This window comes from Halobacterium sp. KA-6 (assembly GCF_021029015.1).
GTDB lineage: Archaea > Halobacteriota > Halobacteria > Halobacteriales > Halobacteriaceae > Halobacterium.
Genome location: NZ_JAJJZH010000010.1, coordinates 27839 through 54124, shown reverse-complemented (window position 1 = coordinate 54124; position 26286 = coordinate 27839). Strand labels below are relative to the sequence as shown.

Annotated in this window: 28 protein-coding genes; 19 read left to right on the top strand and 9 right to left on the bottom strand. The window is 69.7% G+C overall.

What is annotated here, in order from left to right; all coding sequences use genetic code 11:
- Nucleotides 1-124: 124 nt before the first annotated feature.
- Nucleotides 125-1021, bottom strand: a complete 897-nt coding sequence (locus LPA46_RS15905) for an HFX_2341 family transcriptional regulator (protein WP_230889227.1) — start codon at nucleotides 1019-1021, stop codon at nucleotides 125-127.
- A gap of 54 nt (nucleotides 1022-1075) precedes the next feature.
- Here LPA46_RS15905 and LPA46_RS15900 point away from each other — a divergent pair, with 54 nt between their 5' ends.
- On the top strand, nucleotides 1076-1687 hold the full coding sequence (locus LPA46_RS15900) for a DUF998 domain-containing protein (protein WP_230893336.1): 612 nt from the start codon (nucleotides 1076-1078) through the stop codon (nucleotides 1685-1687).
- Between the two features lie 56 nt (nucleotides 1688-1743).
- Complete coding sequence (locus LPA46_RS15895) at nucleotides 1744-2025, top strand: PadR family transcriptional regulator (RefSeq protein WP_230893335.1); 282 nt, start codon at nucleotides 1744-1746, stop codon at nucleotides 2023-2025.
- Here LPA46_RS15895 and LPA46_RS15890 read toward each other — a convergent pair whose 3' ends face one another.
- Entirely contained in the window at nucleotides 2026-3507 is a 1482-nt protein-coding gene (locus LPA46_RS15890) for a sodium:solute symporter family protein (protein WP_230893334.1), read from the bottom strand.
- A complete protein-coding gene (locus LPA46_RS15885; protein ID WP_230889223.1) occupies nucleotides 3504-3713 on the bottom strand; it encodes a DUF3311 domain-containing protein in 210 nt (69 codons plus the stop codon). The genes LPA46_RS15890 and LPA46_RS15885 overlap by 4 nt, the downstream gene beginning before the upstream one ends.
- Before the next feature lie 244 nt (nucleotides 3714-3957).
- Here LPA46_RS15885 and dnaG point away from each other — a divergent pair, with 244 nt between their 5' ends.
- On the top strand, nucleotides 3958-5292 hold the full coding sequence (gene dnaG / locus LPA46_RS15880) for a DNA primase DnaG (protein WP_230893333.1): 1335 nt from the start codon (nucleotides 3958-3960) through the stop codon (nucleotides 5290-5292).
- Nucleotides 5293-5303: 11 nt separating this feature from the next.
- Here the strand turns inward: dnaG and LPA46_RS15875 are convergent, their stop codons facing one another.
- Nucleotides 5304-6626: a DUF92 domain-containing protein gene (locus tag LPA46_RS15875; protein ID WP_230893332.1), complete on the bottom strand. Its 1323-nt coding sequence runs from the start codon at nucleotides 6624-6626 to the stop codon at nucleotides 5304-5306.
- A 134-nt stretch (nucleotides 6627-6760) separates the two neighbouring features.
- Here LPA46_RS15875 and LPA46_RS15870 point away from each other — a divergent pair, with 134 nt between their 5' ends.
- Nucleotides 6761-7369 carry an undecaprenyl diphosphate synthase family protein gene (locus LPA46_RS15870; RefSeq protein WP_230893331.1) on the top strand — a complete coding sequence of 203 codons (609 nt, stop codon included), beginning with the start codon at nucleotides 6761-6763 and terminating at the stop codon, nucleotides 7367-7369.
- Nucleotides 7370-7375: 6 nt separating this feature from the next.
- On the opposite strand, the gene uppS is transcribed toward LPA46_RS15870, so the two are convergent.
- A complete protein-coding gene (uppS, locus tag LPA46_RS15865; protein ID WP_230893330.1) occupies nucleotides 7376-8284 on the bottom strand; it encodes a polyprenyl diphosphate synthase in 909 nt (302 codons plus the stop codon).
- 107 nt (nucleotides 8285-8391) lie between these two features.
- Between uppS and LPA46_RS15860 the strand changes: the two genes are divergently transcribed.
- The 4 genes from LPA46_RS15860 (at nucleotide 8392) to hemA (ending at nucleotide 11991) form a co-directional block, all read left to right on the top strand.
- Nucleotides 8392-8808, top strand: coding sequence for a DUF5778 family protein (locus LPA46_RS15860; RefSeq protein WP_230893329.1), 417 nt, complete (start codon nucleotides 8392-8394; stop codon nucleotides 8806-8808).
- Between the two features lie 132 nt (nucleotides 8809-8940).
- Nucleotides 8941-9996, top strand: a complete 1056-nt coding sequence (ahbB, locus tag LPA46_RS15855; RefSeq protein WP_230893328.1) for a siroheme decarboxylase subunit beta — start codon at nucleotides 8941-8943, stop codon at nucleotides 9994-9996.
- A gap of 34 nt (nucleotides 9997-10030) precedes the next feature.
- Nucleotides 10031-10687, top strand: a complete 657-nt coding sequence (locus tag LPA46_RS15850; RefSeq protein ID WP_230893327.1) for a precorrin-2 dehydrogenase/sirohydrochlorin ferrochelatase family protein — start codon at nucleotides 10031-10033, stop codon at nucleotides 10685-10687.
- Nucleotides 10684-11991 carry a glutamyl-tRNA reductase gene (gene hemA / locus LPA46_RS15845; RefSeq protein ID WP_230893326.1) on the top strand — a complete coding sequence of 436 codons (1308 nt, stop codon included), beginning with the start codon at nucleotides 10684-10686 and terminating at the stop codon, nucleotides 11989-11991. Before LPA46_RS15850 ends, hemA begins: the two co-directional genes overlap by 4 nt.
- On the opposite strand, the gene LPA46_RS15840 is transcribed toward hemA, so the two are convergent.
- Nucleotides 11988-12155, bottom strand: a complete 168-nt coding sequence (locus LPA46_RS15840) for a hypothetical protein (RefSeq protein ID WP_230893325.1) — start codon at nucleotides 12153-12155, stop codon at nucleotides 11988-11990. The two genes, hemA and LPA46_RS15840, sit on opposite strands and share 4 nt — an antisense overlap.
- A 77-nt stretch (nucleotides 12156-12232) precedes the next feature.
- On the opposite strand from LPA46_RS15840, the gene LPA46_RS15835 reads away from it, so the two are divergent.
- From LPA46_RS15835 to LPA46_RS15825, 3 genes are read left to right on the top strand one after another with little or no spacing between them, the layout of a single operon-like run.
- Complete coding sequence (locus LPA46_RS15835) at nucleotides 12233-12508, top strand: 4a-hydroxytetrahydrobiopterin dehydratase (protein WP_230893324.1); 276 nt, start codon at nucleotides 12233-12235, stop codon at nucleotides 12506-12508.
- Between the two features lies 1 nt (nucleotide 12509).
- Nucleotides 12510-12878, top strand: a complete 369-nt coding sequence (gene lwrS, locus LPA46_RS15830; RefSeq protein ID WP_230893323.1) for an LWR-salt protein — start codon at nucleotides 12510-12512, stop codon at nucleotides 12876-12878.
- A 48-nt stretch (nucleotides 12879-12926) separates the two neighbouring features.
- Complete coding sequence (locus LPA46_RS15825) at nucleotides 12927-13577, top strand: HAD family hydrolase (RefSeq protein ID WP_230893322.1); 651 nt, start codon at nucleotides 12927-12929, stop codon at nucleotides 13575-13577.
- Here the strand turns inward: LPA46_RS15825 and LPA46_RS15820 are convergent.
- Both LPA46_RS15820 and LPA46_RS15815 read right to left on the bottom strand, forming a co-directional pair.
- The gene (locus LPA46_RS15820) at nucleotides 13574-15448 is read right to left on the bottom strand and encodes a molybdopterin biosynthesis protein (protein ID WP_230893321.1); all 1875 of its coding nucleotides are present in this window, start codon (nucleotides 15446-15448) and stop codon (nucleotides 13574-13576) included. The two genes, LPA46_RS15825 and LPA46_RS15820, sit on opposite strands and share 4 nt — an antisense overlap.
- Complete coding sequence (locus LPA46_RS15815; protein ID WP_230893320.1) at nucleotides 15445-16644, bottom strand: molybdopterin molybdotransferase MoeA; 1200 nt, start codon at nucleotides 16642-16644, stop codon at nucleotides 15445-15447. Before LPA46_RS15815 ends, LPA46_RS15820 begins: the two co-directional genes overlap by 4 nt.
- 563 nt (nucleotides 16645-17207) lie before the next feature.
- On the opposite strand from LPA46_RS15815, the gene LPA46_RS15810 reads away from it, so the two are divergent.
- From LPA46_RS15810 to speB, 5 genes are all read left to right on the top strand, one after another.
- Nucleotides 17208-17558: an Hsp20/alpha crystallin family protein gene (locus LPA46_RS15810; protein WP_230889208.1), complete on the top strand. Its 351-nt coding sequence runs from the start codon at nucleotides 17208-17210 to the stop codon at nucleotides 17556-17558.
- Nucleotides 17559-17562: 4 nt separating this feature from the next.
- Nucleotides 17563-19224 (top strand): ABC1 kinase family protein, encoded by a 1662-nt coding sequence (locus tag LPA46_RS15805; RefSeq protein WP_230893319.1) that lies wholly within the window; start codon nucleotides 17563-17565, stop codon nucleotides 19222-19224.
- Between the two features lie 50 nt (nucleotides 19225-19274).
- Nucleotides 19275-20348, top strand: coding sequence for an aminotransferase class I/II-fold pyridoxal phosphate-dependent enzyme (locus tag LPA46_RS15800; RefSeq protein WP_230893318.1), 1074 nt, complete (start codon nucleotides 19275-19277; stop codon nucleotides 20346-20348).
- Between the two features lie 111 nt (nucleotides 20349-20459).
- A complete protein-coding gene (locus LPA46_RS15795) occupies nucleotides 20460-20840 on the top strand; it encodes a translation initiation factor IF-5A (protein WP_230889205.1) in 381 nt (126 codons plus the stop codon).
- Between the two features lie 3 nt (nucleotides 20841-20843).
- The gene (gene speB / locus LPA46_RS15790) at nucleotides 20844-21662 is read left to right on the top strand and encodes an agmatinase (RefSeq protein WP_230893317.1); all 819 of its coding nucleotides are present in this window, start codon (nucleotides 20844-20846) and stop codon (nucleotides 21660-21662) included.
- 4 nt (nucleotides 21663-21666) lie between these two features.
- Here the strand turns inward: speB and LPA46_RS19040 are convergent, their stop codons facing one another.
- Nucleotides 21667-22209: an HVO_2922 family protein gene (locus LPA46_RS19040; protein ID WP_230893316.1), complete on the bottom strand. Its 543-nt coding sequence runs from the start codon at nucleotides 22207-22209 to the stop codon at nucleotides 21667-21669.
- 158 nt (nucleotides 22210-22367) lie between these two features.
- Here LPA46_RS19040 and LPA46_RS15780 point away from each other — a divergent pair, with 158 nt between their 5' ends.
- The 3 genes from LPA46_RS15780 to LPA46_RS15770 all read left to right on the top strand — a co-directional run bounded on the left by LPA46_RS15780 (nucleotide 22368) and on the right by LPA46_RS15770 (nucleotide 26235).
- On the top strand, nucleotides 22368-23126 hold the full coding sequence (locus LPA46_RS15780; RefSeq protein WP_230893315.1) for a Nif3-like dinuclear metal center hexameric protein: 759 nt from the start codon (nucleotides 22368-22370) through the stop codon (nucleotides 23124-23126).
- 120 nt (nucleotides 23127-23246) lie between these two features.
- Nucleotides 23247-25517: a methyl-accepting chemotaxis protein gene (locus LPA46_RS15775; RefSeq protein ID WP_230893314.1), complete on the top strand. Its 2271-nt coding sequence runs from the start codon at nucleotides 23247-23249 to the stop codon at nucleotides 25515-25517.
- 1 nt (nucleotide 25518) lies between these two features.
- Nucleotides 25519-26235: a bacteriorhodopsin gene (locus tag LPA46_RS15770; RefSeq protein WP_230893313.1), complete on the top strand. Its 717-nt coding sequence runs from the start codon at nucleotides 25519-25521 to the stop codon at nucleotides 26233-26235.
- Nucleotides 26236-26286: the final 51 nt, after the last annotated feature.

Genomic DNA, 26286 nt, shown 5'->3' with positions numbered 1-26286 from the left:
AGCACCTGCAGTGAGCGCAGCGAACGAAGCGCGCAGCGAGCGAGCGACCGCGAGCGGGCCGAGGGCTTTCAGTGAGTAGCGAAGAAGCAGTTAGCAGCGCGCCCGACCAGACGCACCGTTCGACCTAGTCGTCGTTTTGGTGCGCGCGAACCCAGAGCTCGCCGATGCGCGAGAGCCGCGTCCGGTAGGACTTCCCGTGCTCCTCGCGTTCGACGTATCCCTTGCCGCCGGGGCCGAGTTTGTCGACGGTGTAGGTGACTTTCGACCGGAAACTGTCCGTGTACTCCTCGTTGAGTTCGGCGGCGAGGGTCTTCGCGAGGTCGCTGACGGAGTCGAATTCGCCGTGTTCGCCGAGCGTGAACAGGATGAGTTCCTCGAAGGGTTTGACGTTCGAGAAGGAGGCGACGGGGAGTTCGACGACGTGGCTGCCGTCGATTTCCTTCGCGCCGATGGTGGTGCCGCGCTCGTCGAACTCCGCGAGCAGGTCGCGGGCGTCGTCGAGTTGGTCGCGCACGTCGCTCTCGTCGACATCGCCGTCCGCGACGGCTTCGAGGAGGTCGGCGCTCGCGCGCAGTTCCTCCGCGAGTTCGGTTTCGAGGTACTTCTCGGGGGCCGTGTAGTAGGTGTGGATGCGCTCGCGGTCCTCGGGGCGCTCGACCATGATGGAGTGGGCGGCGATGGCGAACGCGAACGAGACGGTGCGGGGCATCGACGCGATGTTCACCCAGACTTCGCCCTCGGGGTCGGCGTCGAGTTCGTCCTCGATGAGGTCGAACGCCTGCTCGAAGGCGGCGTCGTAGTCGTAGACGTCGACGACGGAGACGCGCTCGGTCTCGGCGCCGAGGAGGTTCCGGAAGTCGTCTTCGAGCTTCTGGGAGATGCGCTGGCTGTACTCGACGTTCGCCTCGCTGCCGACCGCACCCTCCAGGAGGACGACGCGGTCGACGGAGAGCTGTTCGCGCACGAGCGGCGCGATGAGCCGGTCGTAGTCGAAGCCGACCGGGACGACGTGCGTCTGCATGCCCGAGTCTTGGGGAATCCCGCTGAAAAGGCTACCGTGGCGGGGCGTACTTACTTGCCGGACGACGCCGATGCGACGAGCATGGACGCTGGTCGCGCTCGCACTCTCGCTGGCACGGCACTCGTCGTCGGCGGCGTACTCACGGTGCTGGGTTTCGTCACCGCGGAAGTGCTCTATCCGGGGTACAGTGCGGCCGACCAGACGATTAGTGCGCTCGGCGCGGCGGGCGCACCGCCGGCCTCACAGGCGGTGTTCAACGGGACAATGGTCGTTGATGGCCTGCTGGTGATGTTCGCCGCGTACGCGCTCCGGGCGGTGTACGACCGACCGCTGTTTCCGGGCATCTTCGCGGTCGCTGGCGTCGGCATCGTGGGGGTCGGTGTGTTTCCGTCCCAGACCGGCGTCCCGCACTTCGTCGCGGCGTTCGTCGCGTTCGGCGGCCTCAGCCTCAGCGCGCTCGCAGCCGCAGCGACCGTCCGCGGGCCGATGCGGTACGTCTCCATCGTGCTCGGCGTCGCGGAGTTGATTGCATTCGTCGCGTTCGTGGCGCTGGCCGACGCGACGCCGCTCGGTATCGGTGGATTAGAGCGCTGGGTCGCGTACCTCGGACTCGCGTGGGTGCTCGCGTTCGGTGGCTACCTCCTCGGCAGCGTGGACTTCCGGTAAACCACTCGAACGCGGCGACCGTCAGCGGTTTCTTCGGCTCGCGCGAACACGCGGCCATGAGCAAGTGGTTGTCGTCGGGGCTGCGCCGCGACGTCTGCGTGGTCGTCGCCAGCGAGGGCGACCCCACCCAGCAGTCCGTCAAGCGCGCCATCGAGCGGAAGAACGACGAGCGCATCCGACCGAAGCGGTTCAACGGCGCAGTGCGGAAACTCGAAGACGCGGGGTTCGTCGAGCGCGAACCGGACGGCGTCCACGACCGCCTCCTGCTCACGGAAGCGGGCGAACAGCGCCTCCGCGAGCACCGCGAGTGGGTCGCCGAGCGCCTCGCCGACTGGTAGTCAGTCCGCCGCCTCGAAGTAGACGCTCGTGTCCTCGCTGGTGGCCTGCGCGGTCATTGCGGAGACGCCGACCGTGAGCACGAGCCCGATAGCCATGCCGACGACCGAGGGGAGCCAGCCCCAGTAGGCGTCCGCGAACACGGGGACGCCGCCGACGTACAAAGTCGGGCCGAACACCGTCACGAGGTAAAACAGTTGGCTGCCGCCGACGCCCGCGAGCATCCCCGAGCGCGTGGTGTTGCGCCAGTAGAGCGCGACGCCGACCGGGAGCGCGAGTTGGGCGAACCCGCCGAACGCCGTCTCCCCGATGGAGACGAGCGTGCCGGGCGTGAACAGGCTCGCGACGAACGTCGCGGAGGCGAAGACGACGACGCCGATTCGCCCCAGTTTGTTCTCGTAGCCTTCGCTGGCGTCGGCGTTCACGAACGGCCGGTAGAGGTCGCGCGTGAAGTACGACGCGCCCGAGAGCAGCATCGAGTCCGATGAGCTCATCATCGCGGCGAGCGCGCCGGCGACGACGAGTGCGGCGAACCAGCCGGGCGTGTACTCCGCGAGCAGCACGGGGAGGATGTTCCCGCCGTCTGGCATCGCGAGGCCGACGCCCTGCGCCCACGACCCGAGCAGGAACGCCGGGACGAACAGGAGCACGACGAGCACGGGCCAGAGCGCGAACGTGCGCTTGAGCACTTTCTCGGACTTCCCGACGAAGAAGCGCTGGTTCACCTGCGGGAACATCGTCACGCCGAACGCGATGCCGACGGCCTGCGAGAGCATCCACTGCGGCGAGTAGACGCCGCCGCCGAGCGCGCGGAACTCCGTGGGCATCGCCGCGCCGATGCCGCCGGGTTCGGCGGCGAGCGCGCTCGCAATCCACGCGAACGCGAGCCACACCATCGACAGCATGAACACGCCCTGGAGGGTGTCCGTCCACGCGACGCCGCGCATCCCGGACAGCACGACGTACGCGATCATGAACAGCGTGATGAAGCCCGCGCCCGCCCAGTACGGGACCACTCCATCAGTGAGCGCTTCGAGCGCGGTGCCGGCGCCGACCTGTTGGAGCATCACGTACGGGAACAGCCAGAAGATGCTGACCGCGGCGACCAGCCCCCGCAGCGTCTTCGAGCCGAAGCGGTCGCCGAGCATCTCGCCGAGCGTGACGTAGCCGTGCGCGCGGCCGAGCAGCCACTGGCGGTAACCCAGCAGGTACCACAGGAGGCCGAAGAGGACGCCGTCCATCAGCCCCATCACGAGAATCCACTCCGGCCCCGCGGAGAACGCGGTGTTCGGGCCGCCGAAGAACGTGAACGCCGAGAGGAGGGTGGCGAACGTCGTGAACAGCAACACCCCAGTACCGAGTCCGCGGCCCGCGAGGTAGTAGTCCTCGGCGGTGCGGTCAGTGACGCGGTACGCGACCGCGCCGACCGCGAGCGCGACCAGCATGTACGCCGCGACGATGCTGATTTCGAGTAGTGCGCTCATTTCGCCACCCCCGCGAACGTCCCCCAGTCGCGGCGCGCGAACGCGGCGAACGCCGCCGCGGTGACGACCATCCAGCCGACGTGCCACCACACCCAGACGGGCAGGCCGGCGACCATCGAGGCGTCGTTCCACAGGAACCACGGAATGGCGAGTGCGACGAGCACGACGAAGACGATTCCCCAACCGAGTGCCGAACGTGATGGCATGTTACTGCTAGGTGTCTACCTATCTGGGTTAAGTGTTACTGAAAACCTCCGAAGAACACTTCATAGAAAATTTTTCTCCTATTCGCGGACGTGTCGCGTCACACTCTCGACGAGGGCGATTCGCCCAGCCGAGCGTGTTCCCTCTGTTGCCGAAACCGTCGTTCGGCGGCAGACAGCGGCGCTGGTCGCCGTCGCGACAGCTATTTCCCGCACGCCTCCATACTTCTAGGAGAGCACAATACTGATGGAGGACACCGCGAAGTACCTCATCCACGCGGACTTCGTCGCCGACGGGGTCGTCGAGCGCACCGACGTAGTCGGTGCCGCCTTCGGGCAGACCGAGGGCCTGCTGGGCGACGACCTCGACATCCGTGACCTGCAGGACTCCGCGAAACTCGGCCGCATCGACGTCTCCGTCGACAGCGAGGGCGGCCAGTCCTTCGGCACCATCACCATCGCGTCGAGTCTCGACCGCGTCGAGACGGCGACGCTCGCGGCGGCCCTGGAGGCCGTCGAGCGCATCGGCCCGTGTCGCGCGCAGGTCGAAGTCGAGCGCATCGAGGACGTTCGCGCCGCCAAGCGCCGGGAAATCGTTGACCGCGCGAAGGAACTCCTCGCGTCGGCGTTCGACGAGGGCGCAATCGACTCCGAGGACATTCTCCGCGAGGTCCGCGAGAGCGTCCGCGTCGAGGACGTCACGGAGTACGAGGGCCTGCCAGCGGGCCCGCACGTCGCCACGAGCGACGCCGTCCTCGTCGTCGAAGGACGGGCTGACGTCGTCAACCTCCTCGAGTACGGCATCAAGAACGCTATCGCTGTCGAGGGGACGAACGTCCCCGACGCCGTTGCGGACCTCACGCACGAGCGCACCGCGACCGCGTTCCTCGACGCGGACCGCGGCGGCGACCTCATCCTCCGGGAACTCCGGCAGGTCGGCGACCTCGACTACGTCGCGCGACCGCCCGACGGGGAGTCCGTCGAGGACCTCTCTCGGGGGGCCGTCGACGTCGCACTCCGCGAGAAGACGCCGGCGGACTCCGCGACGCTCGTGAGCGACCCCGACGACGCGGACGAGTCCGAGGAGACACAGCGGGACGAGCCCGCAGTCGCGGACGCGACGGCCGCCGACGACGTGGTTGGCGGAACACCAGCGTCCGTCGTCGAATCGGTCACGGCCGACGAAGCGACCGCGGCGACCGACGGCAGCGCGACGCCCGCGCCCGCTTCGACCTCGTCGACGGCGAGCAAGGTGCAGACCGAACCCGAGTCCCCCACGGAGCCACCCGAACCCGTCTCGAAGACCGTCGGCGACCACGTCGACGAGGTCGTCGGCTCTGGGACCGTCCGGCTGCTCGGCGACGACCTCGACGTTCTCGTGGAAGCCGACGCGGACGAGGCGATGGAGACGCTGGATTCCGCGACGACGGTGCCGCGGGTCGTCGTCCTCGACGGCCCCATCACGCAGCGGCTCCTCGATGTGGCCGCCCAGCGGGGCGTCGCGAAACTCGTCGGCACCAGCGCTGGCGACTTCGTCAAACAGCCCGCCGGCGTGCGCGTCCACACCGCCGACGACTACTGATTCTGGAGTAATTAGGCGAGACCGACCAGCAGCGCGAGCGCGCCGCCAGCGATGCCACCGGAGAGCGTCGCGAGGAAGTTCACACCCTGATTGCCGACGACGTCGCCCTCGATGACCGCGCCGGCGACGCTGTCCGCAGTCATCCCGACGAAGCCCGCAGCGACCACGACGCCGGCGCCCGCGAGCCCAAACCCGAAGACGGCGACGCAGATGGCGGCGATGAGGCCCGCGCCCGCGAGCCCCGCGACTTCGCCCTGCCACGTCACCGCACCGTCGGTCCCGGGTTCGACGCGCTCGAACGTCGTCACGAGCCGCGGCGTGTCGAAGAGCCCGCCGACCTCACTGGAGAGCGTGTCCGCCAGCGCGGTAGCGACGGCGCCAGCGTAGGCGAACTGGTACGCGAGGTCCGACAGGGGCACGTGTGCGTGCGCGGCGTACAACAGCAGCGCGACGAGCGCGGCCGCGGAGTTCCCGAGCACGTTCCCGGTGCCGCGGGCGCCCTCGTTGTCCTCGGCGACGCCGCGTTCGAGTTTCTGGTCGTAGCGGAACTTCGTCGTGAGGCTGCCGATGGCGAAGAACGCGATGAGTACCACGAACCAGCCGTAGTCGCCGAGCACGACCGCGAGCAGTCCGAGGAGCACGCCCGTCAGCATCCCGGCGACCGAGGTCGCGTCCAGGGCGTAGGAGACGTAGCCGAACCCAGAGGTGACGACGAGCGCGACGACGACGCGCTCCCACGCGGTCGCCGCCGAGACGTCGGCGAACGGCGCGAGTACGGCGAACAGCCACAGGAGGAGCGCGACCGTCACGAGCACGACCGGGTCGTCACGGCCGATAAACACCGACCGCAGAATTCCCGCGGCGAGCGCGCCGCTCGCTGCGAGGAACACGTGCGTCGGGGTGACGACCGGCTGGCTGGCGAGCGCCGCGATGACGCTCTGCCCGGCCAGCGCCGCGAGCGCGCCCAGCACGACGAAGCCGACCATCGAGAGCGCGCGGCTCTCCCGGGCAGCGAGGACGAGCCGCCGGCCGAGGTCGCCGTAGCCGACGACGAGCACGCTCGCGACGAACACGCCCACCGGCACCTCGAACAGCGGCACGAGCAGACCGAGACCGGCGGCTGCGAGCGAGAATCCGACGAGCGTCCACAGCCGTCCCTCGCGGCGGTCGCGCGGCGTCGAGAACACCTCGAACAGCCAGCCCTCGGGGACGACGGCGGCTGCCGCGGCGACGAGCACGAACGGGGCGGCCGCTGCCCGGCCGAGCAACGGCGCGAGCAGCGAGAGCGACGCCACGAGCGCGAACGCCGCGGCGCGCCGGAGACTCCAGTTCACGTCCGTCGTGGGTTACCCGGGACCGTACTTAACTTCCCCGAACCGGGAACCGCGACACCCGCTGCCCGCCGGTAAAAGGGTCGCCACGCCCGCAGACCCGCAAGGTTTTGAGCCGCGACGGCGGAGACGACGGTGTGGGCCTCTACGACCGCTACCTCGCGCTCCGCGTGCGCCGCCACGACGCCGACGCGCCCGACCACGTCGCGCTCGTCATCACGGAGCGTGACCTCCTCGAAGCCGGCGCGTACGACACGCTCGCGGACTTCTTCGGGTGGGCGTTCGACTACGGCGCCGACCGCGTCACGGTCTACGTGAGCGTCCTCGACGAGGCCGCCGTCCCGACGCTCGAACGCGAACTCGCGCGCGTCTCCGCGCCCCGCGAGGTCGCCGTTCGCGGGCCGGAAGACGACCAGCGCGCGGACGCCCCGATTCAGGTGAGCGTCGGCCACGGCGGCAAACAGGAGTTCGCGACCGCCGTCCGGAACGTCGCGGAAGCCGTCGAAGCCGGCGAGATGGAGCCCGAAGACGTCGACGAGGAGGTCGTCGAGTCGGAACTCGTCTTCCCCGAGGAGCCCGACCTCGTCATCAAGACCGGCGCCGAGCGCCTCTCCGACTTCATGATTTGGCAGTCCGTCTACTCGGAACTGTACTTCACGGACGTCAACTGGCGGGACTTCCGCAAACGCGACTACCTGCGCGCGGTATTGGACTACGAGAACCGGCAGCGGCGGTTCGGTCACTGAGCCGAATCAGTCCGCGGACTGCCCCTCCGCCTCGACGTCTTCGGGCGGGTTCGGGAGGTGGTCCCGGAGACGGTCGAGGATGCGCCGCGCCTCCCCGACTTCGCTGCCGAGCGCGCGAACGAGCGCGAGGGCGCGCTCCGCTCGCGTCCGCCGCCACGACGCTTCTCGGGACTCGTACGTGCGGACGGCGCGCAGGAAGTCGGTCTTCGAGAACTCCGGCCAGTACGGCGTGCAGAAGAACGCGGCGGCCTCACTGCCGTTGGCGTGCCACGGCAGGAAGTTCGACGTGCGCTCGTCGCCGCCCGTGCGCACGATGAGGTCGACGTCGCGGACGGGACTCGTCTCCAGGCGGTCCTCGATTTCCGCGACGTCCACGTCCTCGGGGTCGAGGTCGCCGTCCGCGACCGCCTCGGCGACGCCGCGCGCAGCGCCCAGCAGTTCCGCGCGGCCGCCGTACGCGACCGCGATGTTCAGCGTGAAGTCGTCGTAGCCGACGGTGCGGCGGTCGGCGTACTCGATGGCGTCCCGCACGCGCTCGGGGAGCATGTCGGTCTCGCCGATGGCGCGAATCCGGACGCCCTGGTCGTGGACGCGGTCGGCGTCCGCGAACTCCCGGAACTTCTCGGTGAGGAGGTCGAAGAGGTGCTGGCGTTCCGCCTCGGGGCGGTCGAAGTTCTCCGTGGAGAACGCGTACAGCGTGAGTTCCTCGACGCCGATTTCGGCACACCAGTCGAGGATGTTCTCCGTGGTCTCGGCCCCCTCGCTGTGGCCCTCGGTGGCGTCCTTGCCCCGTTCGCGGGCGTACCGCCGGTTGCCGTCCTGGATGACGGCGACGTGCGCAGGCGCGCCGTCGACCTCATGGCGAAGGACGCGCTCGTAGCCGGCGTTCAGGACCGAACGGAGCCAGTCTCGCATCACGCGAGTTGACGACGGTCGTACGTATCAGCCTTCTGCTCGCGCGCGACCGGGGGCTGCGGCGGCGAACCGCCACACGTATGGCTCGTAGGTGTGTCGTCTCGGCCATGAGCGAGACGGTCAACGAGGACCTCTACCGGGAGACGGTCGAACTCCTGCAGCCCGGCGACATCGAGCTCGCGGGCGCGGTCGTCCACACCACCTACGACTCCAGCGCGGAGAGCCTGCTCCACCAGCTCACCCTCGACGCCGGCAGCGCGGTCGCCGAGCACGCCGACGTCGGCGACACGTACGTCTACTCGGGCAACGACAGCGACGAGTTCGGCGTGAACCAGCACCAGGGGCTCACCCTCGACGGCGACGACTTCGTCTGGGAGTGCCAGCAGCTGCTCCGCGAGGGTACGTTCGACCTCGTGCTGTACTGGAAAGCGACCGGCGAGCACGACGCCGTACTCGACGACATTCGCGCCCTCGACGGCGTCGAACGCGTGGTCGGCATCACCGAGGACGGCTTCGAGGGCTAACTCCGGGACAGCTGCGAGCCGCCCGCGCTGATTCTCTGCGTTGCCGACTCACGGGCTGTATCTGTAATTCACGGTTCCCAGTCCGCGGTGTGAGTCGGGTCGTTTATGGTTCGCGCTCCCTCAGTAGTGGCTATGAATATCGCGGACCTCGACGACCGGGACCGCGCGGTACTGAACGCGTTCCAGGGGGGGTTCCCGGTCGTGCACCGGCCCTTCGAGCCGGCGGCGCACGCGCTCCGGTCGCGGGGCGTGGACATTGAGCCGGCGGGCCTGCTCGACCGCGTGCGCCGCCTCGACGACGAGGACGTGCTGACGCGGTTCGGCGCGCTCATCAACGCCGAGGAAATCGGCGGGAACGCGTCGCTAGTCGCGATGCACGCGCCCGAGGACGAGTTCGAGGAAATCGCCGATGTCGTCAACAGTTACCGGGAGGTCGCGCACAACTACGAGCGCGAGCACCCACACCTGAACATGTGGTTCGTCGTGTCGGTCGCCGACGACGAGCGCGTCGAGGACGTGTTGGCGGATATCGAGGAGGAGACCGGTCAGCCGACGTACAACCTCCCGAAGCAACAGGAGTTCCGTGTGGAGGCGAAGTTCCTCGTGGACGGCCCCATTTCGGACGGTGACGTGGACCTCTCGCACCTCGGGCCGACGCCGGACCCGACCGACCGCGACACGCTCACGCCCGCCGAGCGCGACCTCGTGCTGGAAGTCCAGGATGGCCTTCCCATCGTGGAGACGCCCTACCAGGCGGTCGCCGAGGAAATCGGCCAGGAGACCGACTGGGTCGTGGAGACGCTGCGGCGGTTCAACGAGGAGGGGAAGGTCCGGCGCGTCGGCGTCATCCCGAACCACTACTCGCTGGGGTACACGGAGAACGGGATGACCGTCTGGGACGTGCCCGACGACCTCGTGGAGGAGGTCGGCCCCGCCGTCGCGAGCCTCGACTTCGTGACACACTGTTACGAGCGCCCGCGCCACGACGGCGTCTGGGAGTACAACTTCTTCGCGATGACGCACGGGCGTAGCGAGGAGGAGAGCCAGCAGCGCATCGAGCAGGTGCGAGACGTGATGGCCGAGTACTGGGACGTCGAGGACGACGACTGGGACACGCTGTTCTCGACGCGCATCCTGAAGAAGACGGGCATCCGGCTCGCCGAACGCGCTGACGCGAACACCGCATGAGCGGCCGACGGGAGCACACTCGGAGGAAGGCACTGTGATTCCGCTGTTCCACGACTTCGCGGACGAGACCGTGCTCGTCGTCGGCGGCGGACCGGTCGGCGCGCGGAAGGCTCGGAAGTTCGCCCGGGAATCAAACGTGCTCGTGTTGAGTCCCGACTTCGTGGACGCGGACTTCGGTGACGCCGAGCGTGTGCAGACCGCGCCCGAACCCGAGGACGCGGCCGACTGGGTGGCGCGAGCGGCCCCGGCACTCGTGGTGGCCGCTACGAACGACAGAGACGTGAACGACGCGTTCGTGGCCGCGGCGCGAGATGCCGGCGCGCTCGTGAACCGCGCGGACGAATCCGGCGGCAGGGACGCCGACAGCGTCGTCGTCCCCGCGACGATTCGCGACGACCCGGTCGCGGTTGCCGTCGCGACGGGCGGCGCGAGCCCCGCGCTCTCGAAGTACCTCCGCGAGCAACTGGAAGACGAACTCGCCGGCGCCGGCGCGATGGCCGAGTTGACGGCCGACCTCCGCACGGAGTTACGAGCGGCCGAGGTCGACCCCGAAACCCGCCGGAACGCGGTCCGGGCGGTGGTGCGGTCGGGGCCGGTTTGGAAGGCTTTACGTACTGGTGGGACAAACGCCCGGCAAACAGCCGACGACGTCGTCGCCGACGTCGTGGGGAACTCAGAGTGGTCCACGTGAACGGAAACACAGGTGTCGTCTCGGGCGTGCGCGTCTCCCACGAGTCGGCCTCCCTCTCGGAGCTGGAGGCCGCGAGTGCGGACAGCGAAGCGGACGCCCTCGACGCGCTGCTCGTCGAGCCGGCCGTCGAGGAAGCGTTCGTGATTCAGACGTGCCACCGGTCGGAAGCGTACGTCGTCGCGGACGAACCGCGGGACGGCCGCCGCGCGCTGGCCGCCGCCGGGTTCGACCCGGCGACGGAGGGCGCGGTCGCGATGGGGCACGAGGAGAGCCTGCGCCACCTCCTCCGGGTCGCCGCCGGCCTCGAATCCCTCGTGGTGGGCGAGGATCAGATTCTCGGCCAGGTGCGCGACGCCTACGACACCGCCCAGGACGCCGGCGCAATCGGGCACGTGCTCCGGCAGGCGGTGACGAAGGCCATCCACGTCGGGGAGCGCGCGCGCACCGAGACCGCAATCAACGAGGGCGTCACGTCGCTCGGGAGCGCGGCCGTCCGCCTCGTCGAGGACGAGGTCGACGTCGACGGCGCGACCGCGCTGGTCGTCGGGGCCGGCGAGATGGGCGCGCTCGCGGCGAAGGCGTTCGCGAGTTCGGGCGTCGACCGCGTCGTCGTCGCCAACCGGACGACCGCCCGCGCCGACCGCGTCGCCGACGCCGTCGACGCCGACACCGAGACTGCGTCGCTGGCCGACGCAGCCGAGCATGCCGACGCCGCGGACGTCGTCGTCACCGCGACCAGCAGCCCGGACCACGTCCTCGACGAAGCCGAACTCGCCGACGCCGGCGAGACAGTGGTCGTGGACCTCGCGCAGCCGCGGGACGTCGCGCCGGGCGCATCTGCTCTCGACGCAGTGTCCGTCCACGACCTCGACGACCTCCACGCGGTCACGGAGTCCACGCGCGAGCAGCGCGAGGACGCCGCCCGCGAGGTCGAGGCGATGCTGGAAGCGGAGTTCCAGCGGCTGCTCGCCCAGTACAAGCGCAAGCGCGCCGACGAGGTCATCGCGCGCATGTACGAGAGCGCCGACCGTCTGAAGGCCCGCGAGGTCTCGACGGCGGTCTCGAAACTGGAGGCCGCGGAGGGCGAAGTCTCCGAGGAGGAGCGCGAAGTCCTCGAGTCGATGGCCGACGCGCTGGTCAGCCAACTCCTGGCGGCACCGACGAAGAGCCTGCGGGACGCCGCCGAGGAGGACGACTGGTCGACCATCGCGACCGCGCTGGAGCTGTTCGACCCGGACTTCGAGGACGGAATGCCGTTCGACGCGCCCGCCGGCGAGGCGACGCCCGCCGAGTCCGAGGACTAAGCGTACCCGAGTCTGATTCCTGCGGCGATGATTATCCCGGCAGCCAGCGGCGGCAGTAGCGCCACTGTGCCCGTGAGGCCGGCGGCGTTCGCGGCGACCGCGACTGCGAGGACGAGCACGACGCCGACCACGGTGGTGACTGTCAACGACCAGTTCGCGTCCATCAGTCACTGGGTCGTCGCGCGGGTCCTTCGCTGTGTCGGCGGGTACGATTATGTGACTGGCGTGCGACGGCACGACCATGGCAGAACTCCTCTCCGACGACCAAGTCGAGGAACGACTCCCCGAGGGATGGGAGCGCGACGGCGACGAAATCGTGCGCATCTACGAGTTCGACGACTACCTGAAGGGCGTGGCGTTCGCCTCCGAGGTCGGCGAACTCGCCGAGGAGCAGTTCCACCACCCCGAGATTCGGATTCGCTACGAGGAAGTCGAGGTGCGGTTCACGAGCCACGAGGCGGGCGGTATCACGACACAGGACATCGAACTCGCGGAGCTCTGCAACGACCTCCGGTAGGATGGACGCGCAGTACGTGTTCGCGGTGCGGTTCCGCCTCGACCCCGACTACGAGGTGCGCGTCGACCCGCAGGTCTTCGAGACGCGCATGGAACGCGTCGCCGCCGAGCCCGGCGAGCCCGGCTGGCTGTTCTTCCGGGACAACCTCTGGCGTGGCGACATCGGCGACCACGACCACTTCCGGGAACTGACGAAGGACGCGCTCGGCGTCCCCGTCGACGCCGTGGAGTATCGTGCGCTCGAAACCGACCGCGAGTACTACGACGCGCTCAAAGAAGAGATTAGCGCGCACCTCGACCTGTTCAAGGCCGACAGCACGCCCGAGGTGCTCAACAAGTACCTCGGCAGTTCCGTGGAAGTCGAGGACTGACACACCGGGGCAAAACACTTGTCAGGGCGTCCCTTACGCTCCGGTCTGATGCAGCCCTCCAACTACGACGTCTGGCTGTTCGACCTCGACGGCACGCTCGTGGACACCGAGTGGTCGTACACCCGCGAGGTGTTCGACCGCGTCGGCGACCGGGTCGGCCACGAGTTCTCGGACTACCAGGCGGAAGTGCTGTGGCACGGCCTGGGCGGCTCGCGGGACGCCCAGCTCCGCGAGTGGGGGTTCGAGCCGTCGGCGTTCTGGGACGCGTTCCACGACGTCGAGGACCCGACCGCACGCGCGGAGGCGACGTACCTCTACGACGACGCCGCGCAGGTCGCGGACCTCGACGGGCCCGTGGGCGTGGTCACGCACTGCGCGGAGTTCCTCACCGAGCCGGTGATGGACAGCCTCGACATCGGCGACTGGTTCGACGTCGTGGTCTGCTGCGACGACGACACCGGCTGGAAGCCCGACCCACGCCCCATCGAGCTCGCGCTCGCCGACCTCGACGCGAGCCCGGACCACGACGGCGTCTACGTCGGCGACGCAGAGAGCGACGTCGGGGCCGCCCGCAACGCCGGACTGGACGGCGTCCACGTCGAGCGCCACGACCCGCACAAGCGGGGGCACTGCGTGCTCGGCGACCACCGCGTCGAGTCCTTCGACGACCTCTTCCTCGCGCCCCGGAGCGCGGACTAAGCCTCGTAGCCCGCGAGGTCCGCGAGCACGGCCTCCAAATCGTCGAGCACGTCCGCGAGTTCCTGCACGCCGGCTTTCTCGACGCGCTCGGGGTTCGCGAGCGCGCGCACCGTCTGCTCGCCGACCGGCACGAATTCGAGGCCGAGGCGGTCCGCCGTCGCGCGCAGCGCGAGCCCGGCGTCGGCGTCGCCCTCCAACACTGCTCGTGCCGGGCTCTCCGTGCCTTTCGTCTCGCGCTCGTAGCCGTCGACGTTCTCTGCGAGCGTACGGCGGTCGCTGTCCCGCTCGTCGGCCAATTCGGCGAGCGCGTCGTCGAACGCGTCGCGCAGCCCGCTCGCGCCGGTGCGGTTCGACAGCGTCACGTCCGAATCCACGAGGTCCGCGATGCCGGAGACGGCGAGCGGGTTGCCCGCGGGGACGACGAGCCCCCACTCGCGCGTCCACGACGCGAGTTTCTCGCCTTCACCACGTCCGTCGGTCGTCACGGCGACGTCCGGTACGCCGTTCCGGAGGCGGCGCGCGCCCTCGCGGGAGCCGAGTCCGAGGAACCGCGGGTTCGAGAGCCGGTCGAGCACGCGGTCGAACCCGGGGTCGCGCTCGCCGACGGCGAACACCGACGGCGGGCGGACGTCCGGCGAGAACAACTCGACTTCGACGGTCTCGCCCTCGTCGAGGTACTCCGTGTCGGCGTCCACGGTCACAGTACCGTCGGCCTCCACGAGGCTCGTGGTCGCACCCGAGCCCTTGTCCACGGGGTAGACGAGCGTCTCGCCATCCCCGGACTCCACGAGGCCCGCGGGCATCAGGCGCGTGCGCCCCTCCGCGTATCGCTCGCGTACTGCCATCTGCCCCTCGACGGTCGCCGAGCGCGGTTCGGGGAGGCCTGCTGCATCTCGGATTTTGGGTGCGACGAACGCGCGGAAGATGGTGAGCGCGGACACCGGGTAGCCCGGCAAGCCGACGTACGCCGACCCGCCCATTTCGCCGAGTAGCATCGGCTTCCCGGGTTTGACGCTGACGCCGTGCAGGAGGAGTTCGCCACGCTCCTCGACGACCTGATAGACGACGTCGACCGCGCTCGCCGAGGTCGACCCAGAGGAGAGCACGAGGTCGCAGTCGTCCGCGGCGTCGCGGAGCACGCGCTCCAGTTCCTCGTAGTCGTCGCCCGCGTGCGGGTAGAGTACGGGTTCGCCGCCCGCGTCCCGCACCGCAGCGGCGATGGAGTAACTGTTCACGTCGTAAATCTGGCCCGCGCGGTGGCTCACCTCGCCGCCCGGCCGGACGAGTTCGTCACCCGTAGAGACGATGCCCACACGCGGCTTCGCGCGCACCGGCACGCTCTCGACGCCGAGCGCCGCGAGCAGCCCGACTTCGCGGGACGTCAAAAGCGTCCCCGGGCCGAGCACGCGGTCGCCAGCCGCCACGTCCGCGCCCGCGACCATCACGCCGTCGCCGGGCGCGAGCGAGGTTCTAACGGTGACTGTGTCTCCGTCTCGCGCCGTCCGCTCGACCATCACTACGGCGTCCGCGCCGGGCGGTACGGGCGCGCCCGTCGAAATCTCCGCGCACTCCCCGTCTCCGACGCTGACGTCGGGCTCGCTCCCCGCATGGATGTCGCCGACGCACTCCACTTCGACGGGGTCGGTCTCGCTCGCGCCGAACGTGTCCGCGGCGCGGAGCGCGTAGCCGTCGACTTTCGCGCGGTCGAACCCCGGCACGTCGAGGCGGGCGTCGATGCGGTCCGCGAGCACGCGGCCGTCCGCGTCGTCCAAGTCCACGCGTTCGACGCCCGGCGAGAGGTCGAGGCCGGCGATGACCTCGCGGGCTTCCTCGGGACTCGCGAGGTCGCGGAACTGCTTGCGGTCGCTCATCGGTGCGCCTCCCAGTTTTCGACGGCGACTGTCTCGCCGGCGTCGATGCCCTCCGTCTGCTCGGGGACGACGACCCAGCCGTCCGCGAGCGCGACGCTGGAGAGCACGCCGCTCCCGCTCGCGCTCACCGGCTCCGCGACGCGCTCGCCGTCCGACTCCCGGAGGCGGACCCGCGCGAACGTCCGGACGCCCGGTTCGGAGCGAATCTTCCCATCCAGGCGCGCCTGCACGCTTGGCAGGTCGTCGAGGGGCATTCCGCCGACGCGCTTCACCGCGGGTCGCAGGAACTGCACGGCGTTCACGATGCACGCGACGGGGTAGCCGGGGAGCATCACGACCGGCGTCCCCGCGACTTCGCCGAGTGCGACTGGGTGGCCGGGCCGGAGTGCGACGCCGTGGACGAACACCTCGCCGAGGTCGTCAACGACTTCCGGGATAAGGTCGCGCTCGCCGACCGAGGACCCGCCGGTGGTCACGACGACGTCCGCGTCGACGTTCGCCTTGATGGCGTCCGCGAGCGCCGTCTCGTCGTCTGTCACGACGTCCTCGTAGCGCGCGCTCGCCCCCCAGCGCTTCACAAGTCGCGAGACCGTGAGCCCGTTCGTCTCCACGACCTCGCCGGGCTCGGGGTCGTCCTGCACGAGTTCCTCGCCGGTCGGGACGACGGCGACGTCTGGGCGTTCGTACACTTCGACCTCGCGCAGTCCGACGGACTTCAGCAGCCCGAGGTCAGAGGGCCGGAGGCGGTGCCCGGGCTCGTAGAGCCGGTCGCCCGATTCGACGTCCTCCCCGACTGGTGCGACGTTCTCACCCTCGCCAACTGCGGAGAACACTTCGACGTCGCCGTCAGCGGTGTCGGTCTGCTCGATCATCACGACCGCGTCCGCCCACTCCGGGACCGCGCTCCCCGTGTGCACGCGCTCGGCCCCGTCCTCGCGGAGGATAGCCGGCGACCGGTCGCTCGCGCCGAACGTGTCCTCGGCGCGCACCGCGAACCCGTCCATCGCCGCGCGCCGGTAGTGTGGGACGTCCCGCTCGGCGGTGACCGCGGTCGCGACGGTCCGCCCGTCCGCGTCTTCGAGCGCGACGCGCTCGGTGCGGTCGTGGACCGCGACCCGGTCGAGCAGCCGCTCGCGCGCGGCCTCGACGCGTGTTCGTTCCTTGAAGCCGGCGTCGTGCCGGTCGTGTTCGGTCATGAGCGTCTGTTGGGTTGGGGTAGGGGTAAAGGCTGCGCGGCGTGCCTCTGGCGCGCCGCGTTGATGCGAGCGGGGAGCGAAGCGACCCGCGACCGACGCGGCCGACCCGTGAACACCCTAGCGCACCCACCCCGACAACCGAACCACCCCACGAACCCGCCCAGTAACCGGAAAACCGCGCTTAATTCGGCTTAACCGTCGCTAATCCGGGGCGAGCGACTGCATCGTTGAATACCCCGGCGGTCTACGAGTCGAGTGGCGGCAGACGTTCGCCGCCGGTCAGGGCACACTGAGCGTCACGGTGCGTCGCCGGCTGCACTCCCCCACATCCCCCTCTCGCCGCCGGCGACGCGGTCGGGCCACGCGATTCCCCCCACCGGCGTGGTCCACGTCAGAGTCTGTCAGGACGCCATCCGGTGTGTCGAAGCACAGCCGGTTTCGCGCCCTCGCGGACGTCCCCCGCCGCGAGTGCGCCCGTCCATCGTGGACGGTCTGCTCCGTTTTCGCGGTCGTTCCCGCCGACGACCACCGGGTTTAACGCTGCGCCGACCCAACGCCCGAGCATGTCCCGCTTGCGCGAAGCGCTGGGGAGCCTGCCCGATTCCGTGTTCGTCGACGTCTTAGAGAGTGACGACGCGTACGCCTTCGTCGTGGACGTTCCGGGCGCGACGGGCGACACCGTGGACGTCCGCGTGGAGGGTCGCACGCTCGCGGTGGACGCGCGCCGCGAGAAGGACGTGCCTGCAGAGTTCGACTACCGCAGCGAGGAGCGGTCGCTGTTCCTCGAATTGGAACTCCCGCTGCCGCCAGACGCCACCGACGAGGGCGCGTCCGCGAGCGTCGAGGACGGCGTGCTCGACGTTCGGCTGCCGAAGCGCGGCACCGACAGCCACAGCGTCCCCATCGAGGGGTAGACGAGTGGCGGTGCTCAAGGCGTACCGGCGGTTCGCCGTCGTCGTCTGGCAGTTCTTCCCGCTCGTGTGGGGGTACTTGCGCGACCGCCGGCGGTTCGTGTTGTTCGGCGGGCAGCGCCGGGTCACGACGGAAATGCGGGTGGCGCGCGCTCGCCGGCTGCTGGACTCGCTGTTGACCCTCGGGCCGACGTTCATCAAACTCGGGCAGTTGTTGTCGACGCGGCCGGACGTGCTCCCGCCGGAGTACGTGGACGTGCTGGCGGACCTCCAGGACCGCGTGCCGCCCGCGGACTGGGAGGATGCGCGCGTCGTCCTCGAGGACGAACTCGGGCCCGTCGACGAGCGCTTCGACGACTTCGACACGGACGCCATCAGCGGCGCGAGTCTCGGCCAGGTGTACACCGCTAAGGTGGACGGCGACGAGGTCGCGGTGAAGGTGCGGCGGCCGGACATCGAGGACCTCGTGGAGGCGGACCTCCGCGTGATTCGGTGGACGCTCCCGATCGTCGCGCGGTTCGTCGGGGAGTCGCGGGCGTTCAGCCTCCAGAACCTCGCCGACGAGTTCGCGAAGACCATCCGCGAGGAGATGGACTACGCCCGCGAGGCGGAGATGCTCACCGAGATTCGCGGCAACTTCGCGAACGATTCCGACGTCGTGATTCCGGCGGTCTACGGAACCCACTCCAGCAACCGCGTGCTCACGATGGAGTATATCCCGGGCACGAAGATCTCGAACGTTCAGGAATTGGACCGCCGGGGTGTCGACCGCTCGCAGGTCGCAGAGACCGTCGAGCGCGCGTACCTCCAGATGATAATCGAGGACGGCGTCTTCCACGCCGACCCCCACCCGGGGAACCTCGCGGTCCGCGACAACGGCTCGGTGGTGTTCTACGACTTCGGGATGAGCGGGCGGGTCGACGAGTTCGTCCAAGGGAAGATCGTGGACTTCTACGTCGCAGTCGCCAACCAGGACATCGACGCCATTCTGGACGCGCTCATCGAGATGGGGACGCTCTCCCCGGAGGCCGACCGCGCGACGATGGCGGACGTGATGGAGCTCGCGATTCAGGACGCCCGCGGGGAGGACATCGAGACGTACCGCGTCCAGCAAATCGTCGGCCAGGTCGAGGACACCATCTACGAGTTCCCGCTGCGCCTCCCGTCGAATCTCGCGCTCGTGCTGCGGGTCGCGACCGTCGTGGAGGGCGTCTGCGTCACCCTGGACCCCGAGTTCGACTTCATCTCGGTGGCGACGGAGTATCTCACCGAGCAGGGCTACCGCGAGGAGTCGGTCCGGCAGTTCGCCGAGGAGACCGCCGACCAGTTCCAACGCTCGGCGCAGTCGGCAGTCCGAATTCCGCCGAAACTGGAGTCCGCGCTCGATCGCGTGGAGCGTGAGGACTTCCACGTGCGCGCGGACCTCGAGGACAGCGACGGTGTCGTCGACCGGCTGGCGCGCCGGGTCGTGCTCGGCCTCGTGTTCGCGACGAGCGTGCCGACGACCGCATTACTGTACGTGGAGGCGGACCTCGTCGCAGCGGGCGTCATGGCCGCGTTCACGGCCGCGGTCGGCATCGGCCTCTACCGGTCGTTCCGGAAGCGCCGCGGGACGCTGGCGACCCCGCAATTCACGCGCCAGAATCTCGGCGAGCGCCGCGAGGACTGACGGGCTGCCGACGCCGTCCCTGTTTTCACGCTGCCGCGCGAACGCCGGCTATGGACGTCGACCCCTTCGAGTTGGAGCGGTGGTTCGCGGCGTACGAGCACGAGGCGGACGTGATGCTCGCGGAGAGCGGCGTCCGCAGCCTCCCGGCGGACCGCTTCGACACCGACCCCGGCGACCTCGGCTACGTCATCCCGACGGCGGGCGCGCCCGACGTCCGCGAGACGATTGCCGCGGACTACGGCCGGAGCGCCGACGAAGTGCTCTGTACTGTGGGTACGCAAGAGGCGAACTTCCTCGCGTTCCAGTCGTTGCTCTCGCCCGGCGACCACGTGGTCGTCGTCACGCCGACCTACCAGAGTCTCCACGCCGTTCCAGACTCCATCTGCGACGTGACGCGAGTGCCGCTGAACGAGCCCGGCTGGACGCTGGACGTAGATGCGGTCGCGGACGCGATGCGGCCCGAGACCGAGTTGGTGGTCGTGAACAACCCGAACAACCCGACCGGCCGCAAGCATCCCGAGGACGCGATGCGCGCGCTCTACGACGTCGCCGCCGACAACGACGCCTACCTGCTCGGCGACGAGGTGTACCGGCTGCTCGCCGAGGACCCAGTCTCGTCGGTCGCGAGCATGGGCGAGTACGGCATCAGCACCGCGAGTCTCTCGAAGGCGTACGGGCTCGCGGGCCTCCGGTTCGGCTGGCTCGCCGGGTCCGAGGAAGTGGTCGAGGCCGCGGAGCGCTGGAAGGACTACACGACGATTTCCCCGTCGAAGTTCGGCCAGCACGTCGCGCGGCAGGTGCTCGACGGCGAGGAAGAGGACTTGCGCTCGGAGGCGCTAGCGCACGTCCGGCGGAACCACGAGATTACCGCAGAGTGGGCGCGCGGCCACGGCCTCGACTGGCCCGACCCCGTCGGCTGTAACGTCTTCCTGCGCGTTCCCGACGGCTTCGTGGATTCGCGGGCGTTCTGCCGGACGGTCGTCGAGGACGCTGGGGTCGTGCTCGCGCCCGGGGACTGCTTCTCGACGGGCGGGGTGTCCTACGACGACTACTTCCGGCTCGGCTTCGGGCTGTCGACGGACGAACTCCGCGAGGGGCTGGCGCGCGTGGACGACGTGCTCTGAAGTGCGCGGGTTCGGTCCACTCTCACGTGGCCGTCTCCGCGAGTGTGGGGGCCTCTCCCGGCCGGAACGCGTTCCAAACCGTTTATACACGGCAGGCGTGAATCCGGGCGTATGGCGAAAGAGCAGACAGAAGTCCGGGAACTGCAGGAAGGTAACTACGTGATGATCGAGGACACGCCGTGTCAGATCAACGCCTACAGTACCGCCAAGCCCGGGAAGCACGGGAGCGCGAAGGCCCGCGTCGAGGCCGAGGGCGTCTTCGACGGGAAGAAGCGCAGCTTCAGCCAGCCCGTCGACGCGAAGGTCTGGATTCCGATCATCGAGCGAAAGCAGGGTCAGGTCGTCTCCATCGAATCCGAGACGGTCGCGCAGGTCATGGACCTCGACACCTACGAGACCGTGACGATGCAGATTCCTGCGGACCTGGACCTCTCCGCGGACGACAACATCGAGTTCCTCGAATTCGAGGACAAGCGGAAAATCCTCCAGTAACGGATGTTCCCCGGCGCCAGCCCCGTCGACGAGTCCGCGGACGCGCCGTTCGCCGACGCGGACTACGTCGCCGTGGGCGCGCCGCTGGACACCTCTACGTCGTTCCGTCCGGGCGCGCGGTTCGGCCCGGACCGAATCAGGAAGTTCGCTCGCACGTTCGAGGACTTCCACCCCACGACGGGGACACACTTCTCCGAACTACACGTCGCCGACCACGGCGATGTCCACGCGTGGCACGACACCGCGGAGTACCTCGACTACCTCGAAGGTGTCCTGACGGACGTCTACTGGGCGGACGCCGTCCCCGTGCTGCTCGGCGGCGAACACACCGTCTCGGTGGCGGGCGTGCGCGCTGCAGACCCCGACGTGTTCGTCGCGCTGGACGCCCACCTCGACCTCCGCGAGGAACTCGGCGGCGACCCGCTCAGTCACTCGACGGTCACCCGCCACGCGCTCGACGTCGCCGACGAAGCAATCGTCGTGGGCGCGCGCTCGGGCAACGAGGTCGAGTACGAGCGCGCCACCGAGAGCGACGTCACCGTCGTCACGCCGGAAGAAGCGGCCGACTGGACGCCCGACGTGGACGGCTCGGTCTATCTCTCGGTTGACATCGACGCCGCCGACCCTGCGTACGCCCCTGGAACGGGCACGCCGGAGCCGTTCGGCCTCGACTCCGCGACGATGCGGGACTTCGTCCGCGCGCTCGCGCCGCAGTCGGTGGCTTTCGACGTCGTGGAGGTCAACGACCGCGACGACGGGCAGGCCGCCACGCTCGCCGCGAAACTCGTCCGTGAGTTCGTCCACACGCACGCCGACGCGTAGTCCGCTACTCCTCGACGACGTCCGCCTCGGGCGCGTTCTGCATCACGCTGCGCAGCCCCTTCCACGCGTTGTGCTTGGCCGTGTAGCCTTCTCCGCTGCTCGCGATGACGTTGCCGTTGCGGTGGCGGAGCCGCCAGCGGAACTCCCCGGCCTTGTCCTCGAACACCTCGAAGCGGGCCAGCGACTGCGAGCCGTCGGCCGCCCCGACGGGAACCGCGCGGTCGGCCACGTCGGGGGCTTCGGCCGATACGTCGGCGTCGCTCTCTTCGTCAGCCGTTTCGCTTTCCTCGTCGCTGGTTTCGACTGCAGAGACAGCGTCGCTCGCCTCGTCGTCCCACTCCAACTCCAATTCGAGGCTCAGTTCGTCGTCCTCGCGCTCGAACTCCACTTCCAGCGAGAGTTCCGCGGGGACATCGACGGCGACGGCGTCGTCGCCCTCGCCGAGTCGAATCGACCCCGCGAGCAGGCCGTCCGCGACGTCGCTCAGTACGGCCGCGGCGTCCTCGGGGCTCGCAGTCACTTCGGATTCGTAGTCGTCTCGTGTCACGGTGGCACTACGCGCCCCGCCGGGTTAAACGGTTACAGGGGGTTCAGTGGTAGCCGGGCGCTCGCGGTTCGCTCCGCTCACCGCTCGCAACTCGAGACCTCCCTTCGGTCGGTCTCGCTGCCGACGCCTAGAAGTCCCCGGAGCCCCCGCACTCGCACATGGACCTCTCGGACATCGTCGCGAAGTACGACCAGCGACTGCGCGTCGACGACTACGAGGACGCCGCCACGAACGGCCTCCAGGTCGGCCCGGACGACGCCGAAATCGAGCAGGTAGCGTTCGCGGTGGACGCCGCGACCGCGACCATCGAGGAGGCCGTCGAGTGGGGCGCGGACCTGCTCGTCGTCCACCACGGCATCGTCTGGGGCGGCATCGACGCGGTGACGGGCCGCGAGTACGACCGCGTGCAAGCGCTGCTGGACGGTGACTGCGCGCTGTACGCCGCCCACCTCCCGCTGGACGGCCACCCGGAACTCGGGAACGCCGCGCAGCTCGCCGACCTGCTCGGGCTGGAGAACCGCGCGCCGTTCGGGGCGCACGCCGGCGAACACCTCGGGTCGCGCGGCACCGCGCCGACGGGCTTCACGGCGGACGAACTCGCGGCGACGCTCGACGACGAACTCGACCCCGAGAGCGGCGTACAGGTGCTCGGCTTCGGGCCGGACACGCTCGAGGAAGTCGCGGTGGTGACCGGCAGCGGCGCGGACTGGATTCGGGAGGCCGAGGCCGACGGGGTGGACGCGTTCATCACCGGCGAGGGCAAGCAGAAGCTCTACCACGAGGCCCGGGAAGCCGGCATCTCGGTGTTCCTGGCGGGTCACTACGCCACGGAGACGCTGGGCGTACGCGCGCTCCAGTCGGTCGCCGAGGACTGGGGCGTGGAGACGACGTTCGTCGACCACCCGACCGGCCTCTGACTGGGCCAGTCGAGGTGACACCACTCGCCGGCATCCGGCGAGACTCGCCGAGAGACAGTATCACGAGCGAAAATCGGGGGCGAACCCTTTTGTCGTATCCCCAAGACGCCACGCAGGAAGATGGGGATTGCCCGCCAGTTCGAACGAGTCCGGGGGAGCTACGGCGCGAAACTCGCCGTCGCCCTGCTCGTCGTCGTCGCGATTGCCGTCGGCGTCGGCGCGATGGTGTACCAGCAGACCAACGACCAGCTACAGGAGGACGTCCGGACGGAGCTGTCCGCGACGGCAGACGCCCGCGCCGCGCAGCTCGACGCGTTCCTCGACAACGTGCGCGGCCAAACGCGGCTGGCGTCCTCGCGTTCGGAACTCCAGTCCGGCGACCGCGAGCAGATTTCGTCGTTCCTCGACGCGCTCGCGGCCAGCGACTCGCTACCCGACGGCGTCGTCGCGGTCAGCTACTACGACGCCGACAGCCAGCGCATTATCGAGAGTTCCAGCGACCAGTTGACCGGCGTGGACGCCGGCGAACAGGGCGCGGCGTTCGCCACGAACCCGCCCGCGTTCGAGAGCGCCGACGACGTCGCCGTGACCGCGCCGTTCGAGGTCGACGCCGTCGACGTCCCGGTCGTCGCCGTGCTGTCGCCGGTCGACGGGACCGCCGGGAAGCGCCTCGTCTATCTGGTGAACGTGAACGAACTCACCAGCGGCTTCAGCGAGGTCGTCGAGGGCAGCGACACCGTGGTCGTGAACAGCGAGGGGACGAACGTCGCGCACACCGACGCCTCGCAGGTGTTGGCGAGCCACGAGGGGAGCGCGTCGATGCTCGAACGCTCGCTGACCGAGTCGACGTTCACGAACCACGGGGGGACCGTGATGGCGGCCGCGCCCGTCGCCGGCGCGGACTGGACCGTGATGGTGCACGCGCCCGCGAGTCAGGCGTTCGCGCTCGGCGACTACGTCGCGTCCAGCGTCGTCGGGCTCATCCTCCTGACCGTGGTGAGCCTCGCGCTCGTCGGCGTGACCCTCGGGTCGACGACCGTTGTCTCGCTGCGCCAGCTATCCGCGCGGGCCGACGAGATGGCCGACGGCGACCTCGACACCACGATAGAGACCAACCGGAACGACGAGTTCGGGACGCTCGCGGCGTCTTTCCGGCGGATGCGGGACTCGCTGTCGGAGTCGCTCTCGGAGGCGGAGGCCGCGAAGGCCGACGCCGAGGCCGCCCGCGAGGACGCCGAAGCCCAGCGAGAGGAAGCCGAGCGAGCCCGGCAAGCCGCGCAGGAGACCGCGCGCGAACTGGAGGCCGCAGCCGCGGACTACGACGACGCGATGACCGCGGTCGCGGCCGGCGACCTGACGCGGCGCGTCGACGCCGACCGCAGCCACGACGCGATGGCGCGGGTCGGCCGGTCGCTGAACGCGATGCTCGACGACATCGAGGACGGCGTCGCCGCCGCGTCGTCGTTCGCCGACCACGTCTCCACGGCGGCCGCGAGCGTCGACGACGGCGCGACCGCCGCGATGGACGCCAGCACCGACGTCTCCGGCGCGGTGGACGAGATTTCGGACGGCGCGACCGAGCAGACCGAGCGCCTCCACGAGGTCGCGGGGGAAGTCGACGACCTCTCCGCGAGCGCCGAGGAGGTCGCCGAGACCGTCGCGTCGCTGGCGGACACCGCTGGCCAGGCCGCGGACGCGGTCGAGGACGGGCAGGACGCCGCGGACGACGCGGTCGCGACGATGGACGAGGTCGCCGAGGAGGCCGAAGCCGCGGCCGACGCGATGGACGCCCTCGACGGCGAGATGGACGACCTCGGGGAGGTCGTCGACGTCATCGCGGACATCGCCGAGCAGACGAACCTGCTGGCGCTGAACGCGTCCATCGAGGCCGCGCGCACCGGCGCGGAGGGCGACGGGTTCGCGGTGGTCGCCGACGAGGTCAAGAGCCTCGCCGAGGAGTCCCACGCCGCCGCCCAGGACGTCGAGGACCGACTACTCGACCTGCAGGAGCAGGTGAGCGACGTGGCCGACGAGATGCGCGAGACCAGCCAGCACGTCGCGGACGGACGCGCCACGGTCGACGAGACCGCGGACGCCCTCGACGACGTCGTGGAGTTCGTCGCGCAGACGGACTCGGCGGCCGGCGAGATTCGGGACGCCACCGACCGGCAGGCCGAAGCCGCCTCGCGGGTCGCGTCGGCGGTCGACGAAGTCGCCAGCATCAGCGAGGAGACCGCCGCACAGTCGACGGACGTCGCGGACGCGGCGGACGAACAGACCGAGACGCTCTCGGAGGTCGGGGACGCCGCCGCCGACCTCGCGGAGCGCGCCGTAACCTTGGAAGACCTGCTCGCGGACTTCGACGCCCGCGGCGAGGAGGAGGTGAATTGAGATGACGCCCGAAACGTGGTTCTGGATCGGCGCCGTCGGCATGACGCTGGGCACGATGTTGCCCGTGCGGGACGCCGTTCGGAACCCCGCGCGTCGCCGCTTCGACGCCGTGCTCGTCGGCGTCACCGGCGTCGCCGCGGTCGCGTACGCACTCATGGCGCTGGGCGTCGGCGCGCTCCCGATGGACGGCTTCACCGTCCAGCTCGCGCGGTACGCCGACTGGCTGGTGACGACGCCGCTGCTCGTGCTCTACCTCGCGATGCTCTCGCGCCCAGGCCGGCGGACGTACGTCGGGCTGGTCGTCGCCGACGTCGTCGTCATCACGGCCGGCGTCGGCGCTGCCCTCACGCCCGCGCCGGAGAAGTGGGCGTTCTACGCAGTCGGCTGTCTCGCGTACGTCGCGCTCCTGTACGGCCTCCTGCGCACGCTGCCCGCGGCGCTGGGCGAGGACGCCGACCCGCGCGTGGACGCGACGTTCACGACGCTCCGGAATCTCACGGTCGTCCTCTGGACGCTGTACCCGGTCGTGTGGCTGCTCGCCCCGACCGGCCTCGGCGTCCTCCGGCCCGAGATGGAGGCCATCGTCGTAGTCTACCTCGACTTCATCAGCAAGGTCGGGTTCGTCGCGTTCGCGGTGCTGGGCGCGGACGCGATCGACCGCGTCGTCGGCACGACCGAGCGGGGCGCGACCGACTCCCTCGCGGTAGACGACGACTGACGAAACCACCCTTCGTCACGTGGCGTCTTTACTTCGAAAAATACCTTTAGG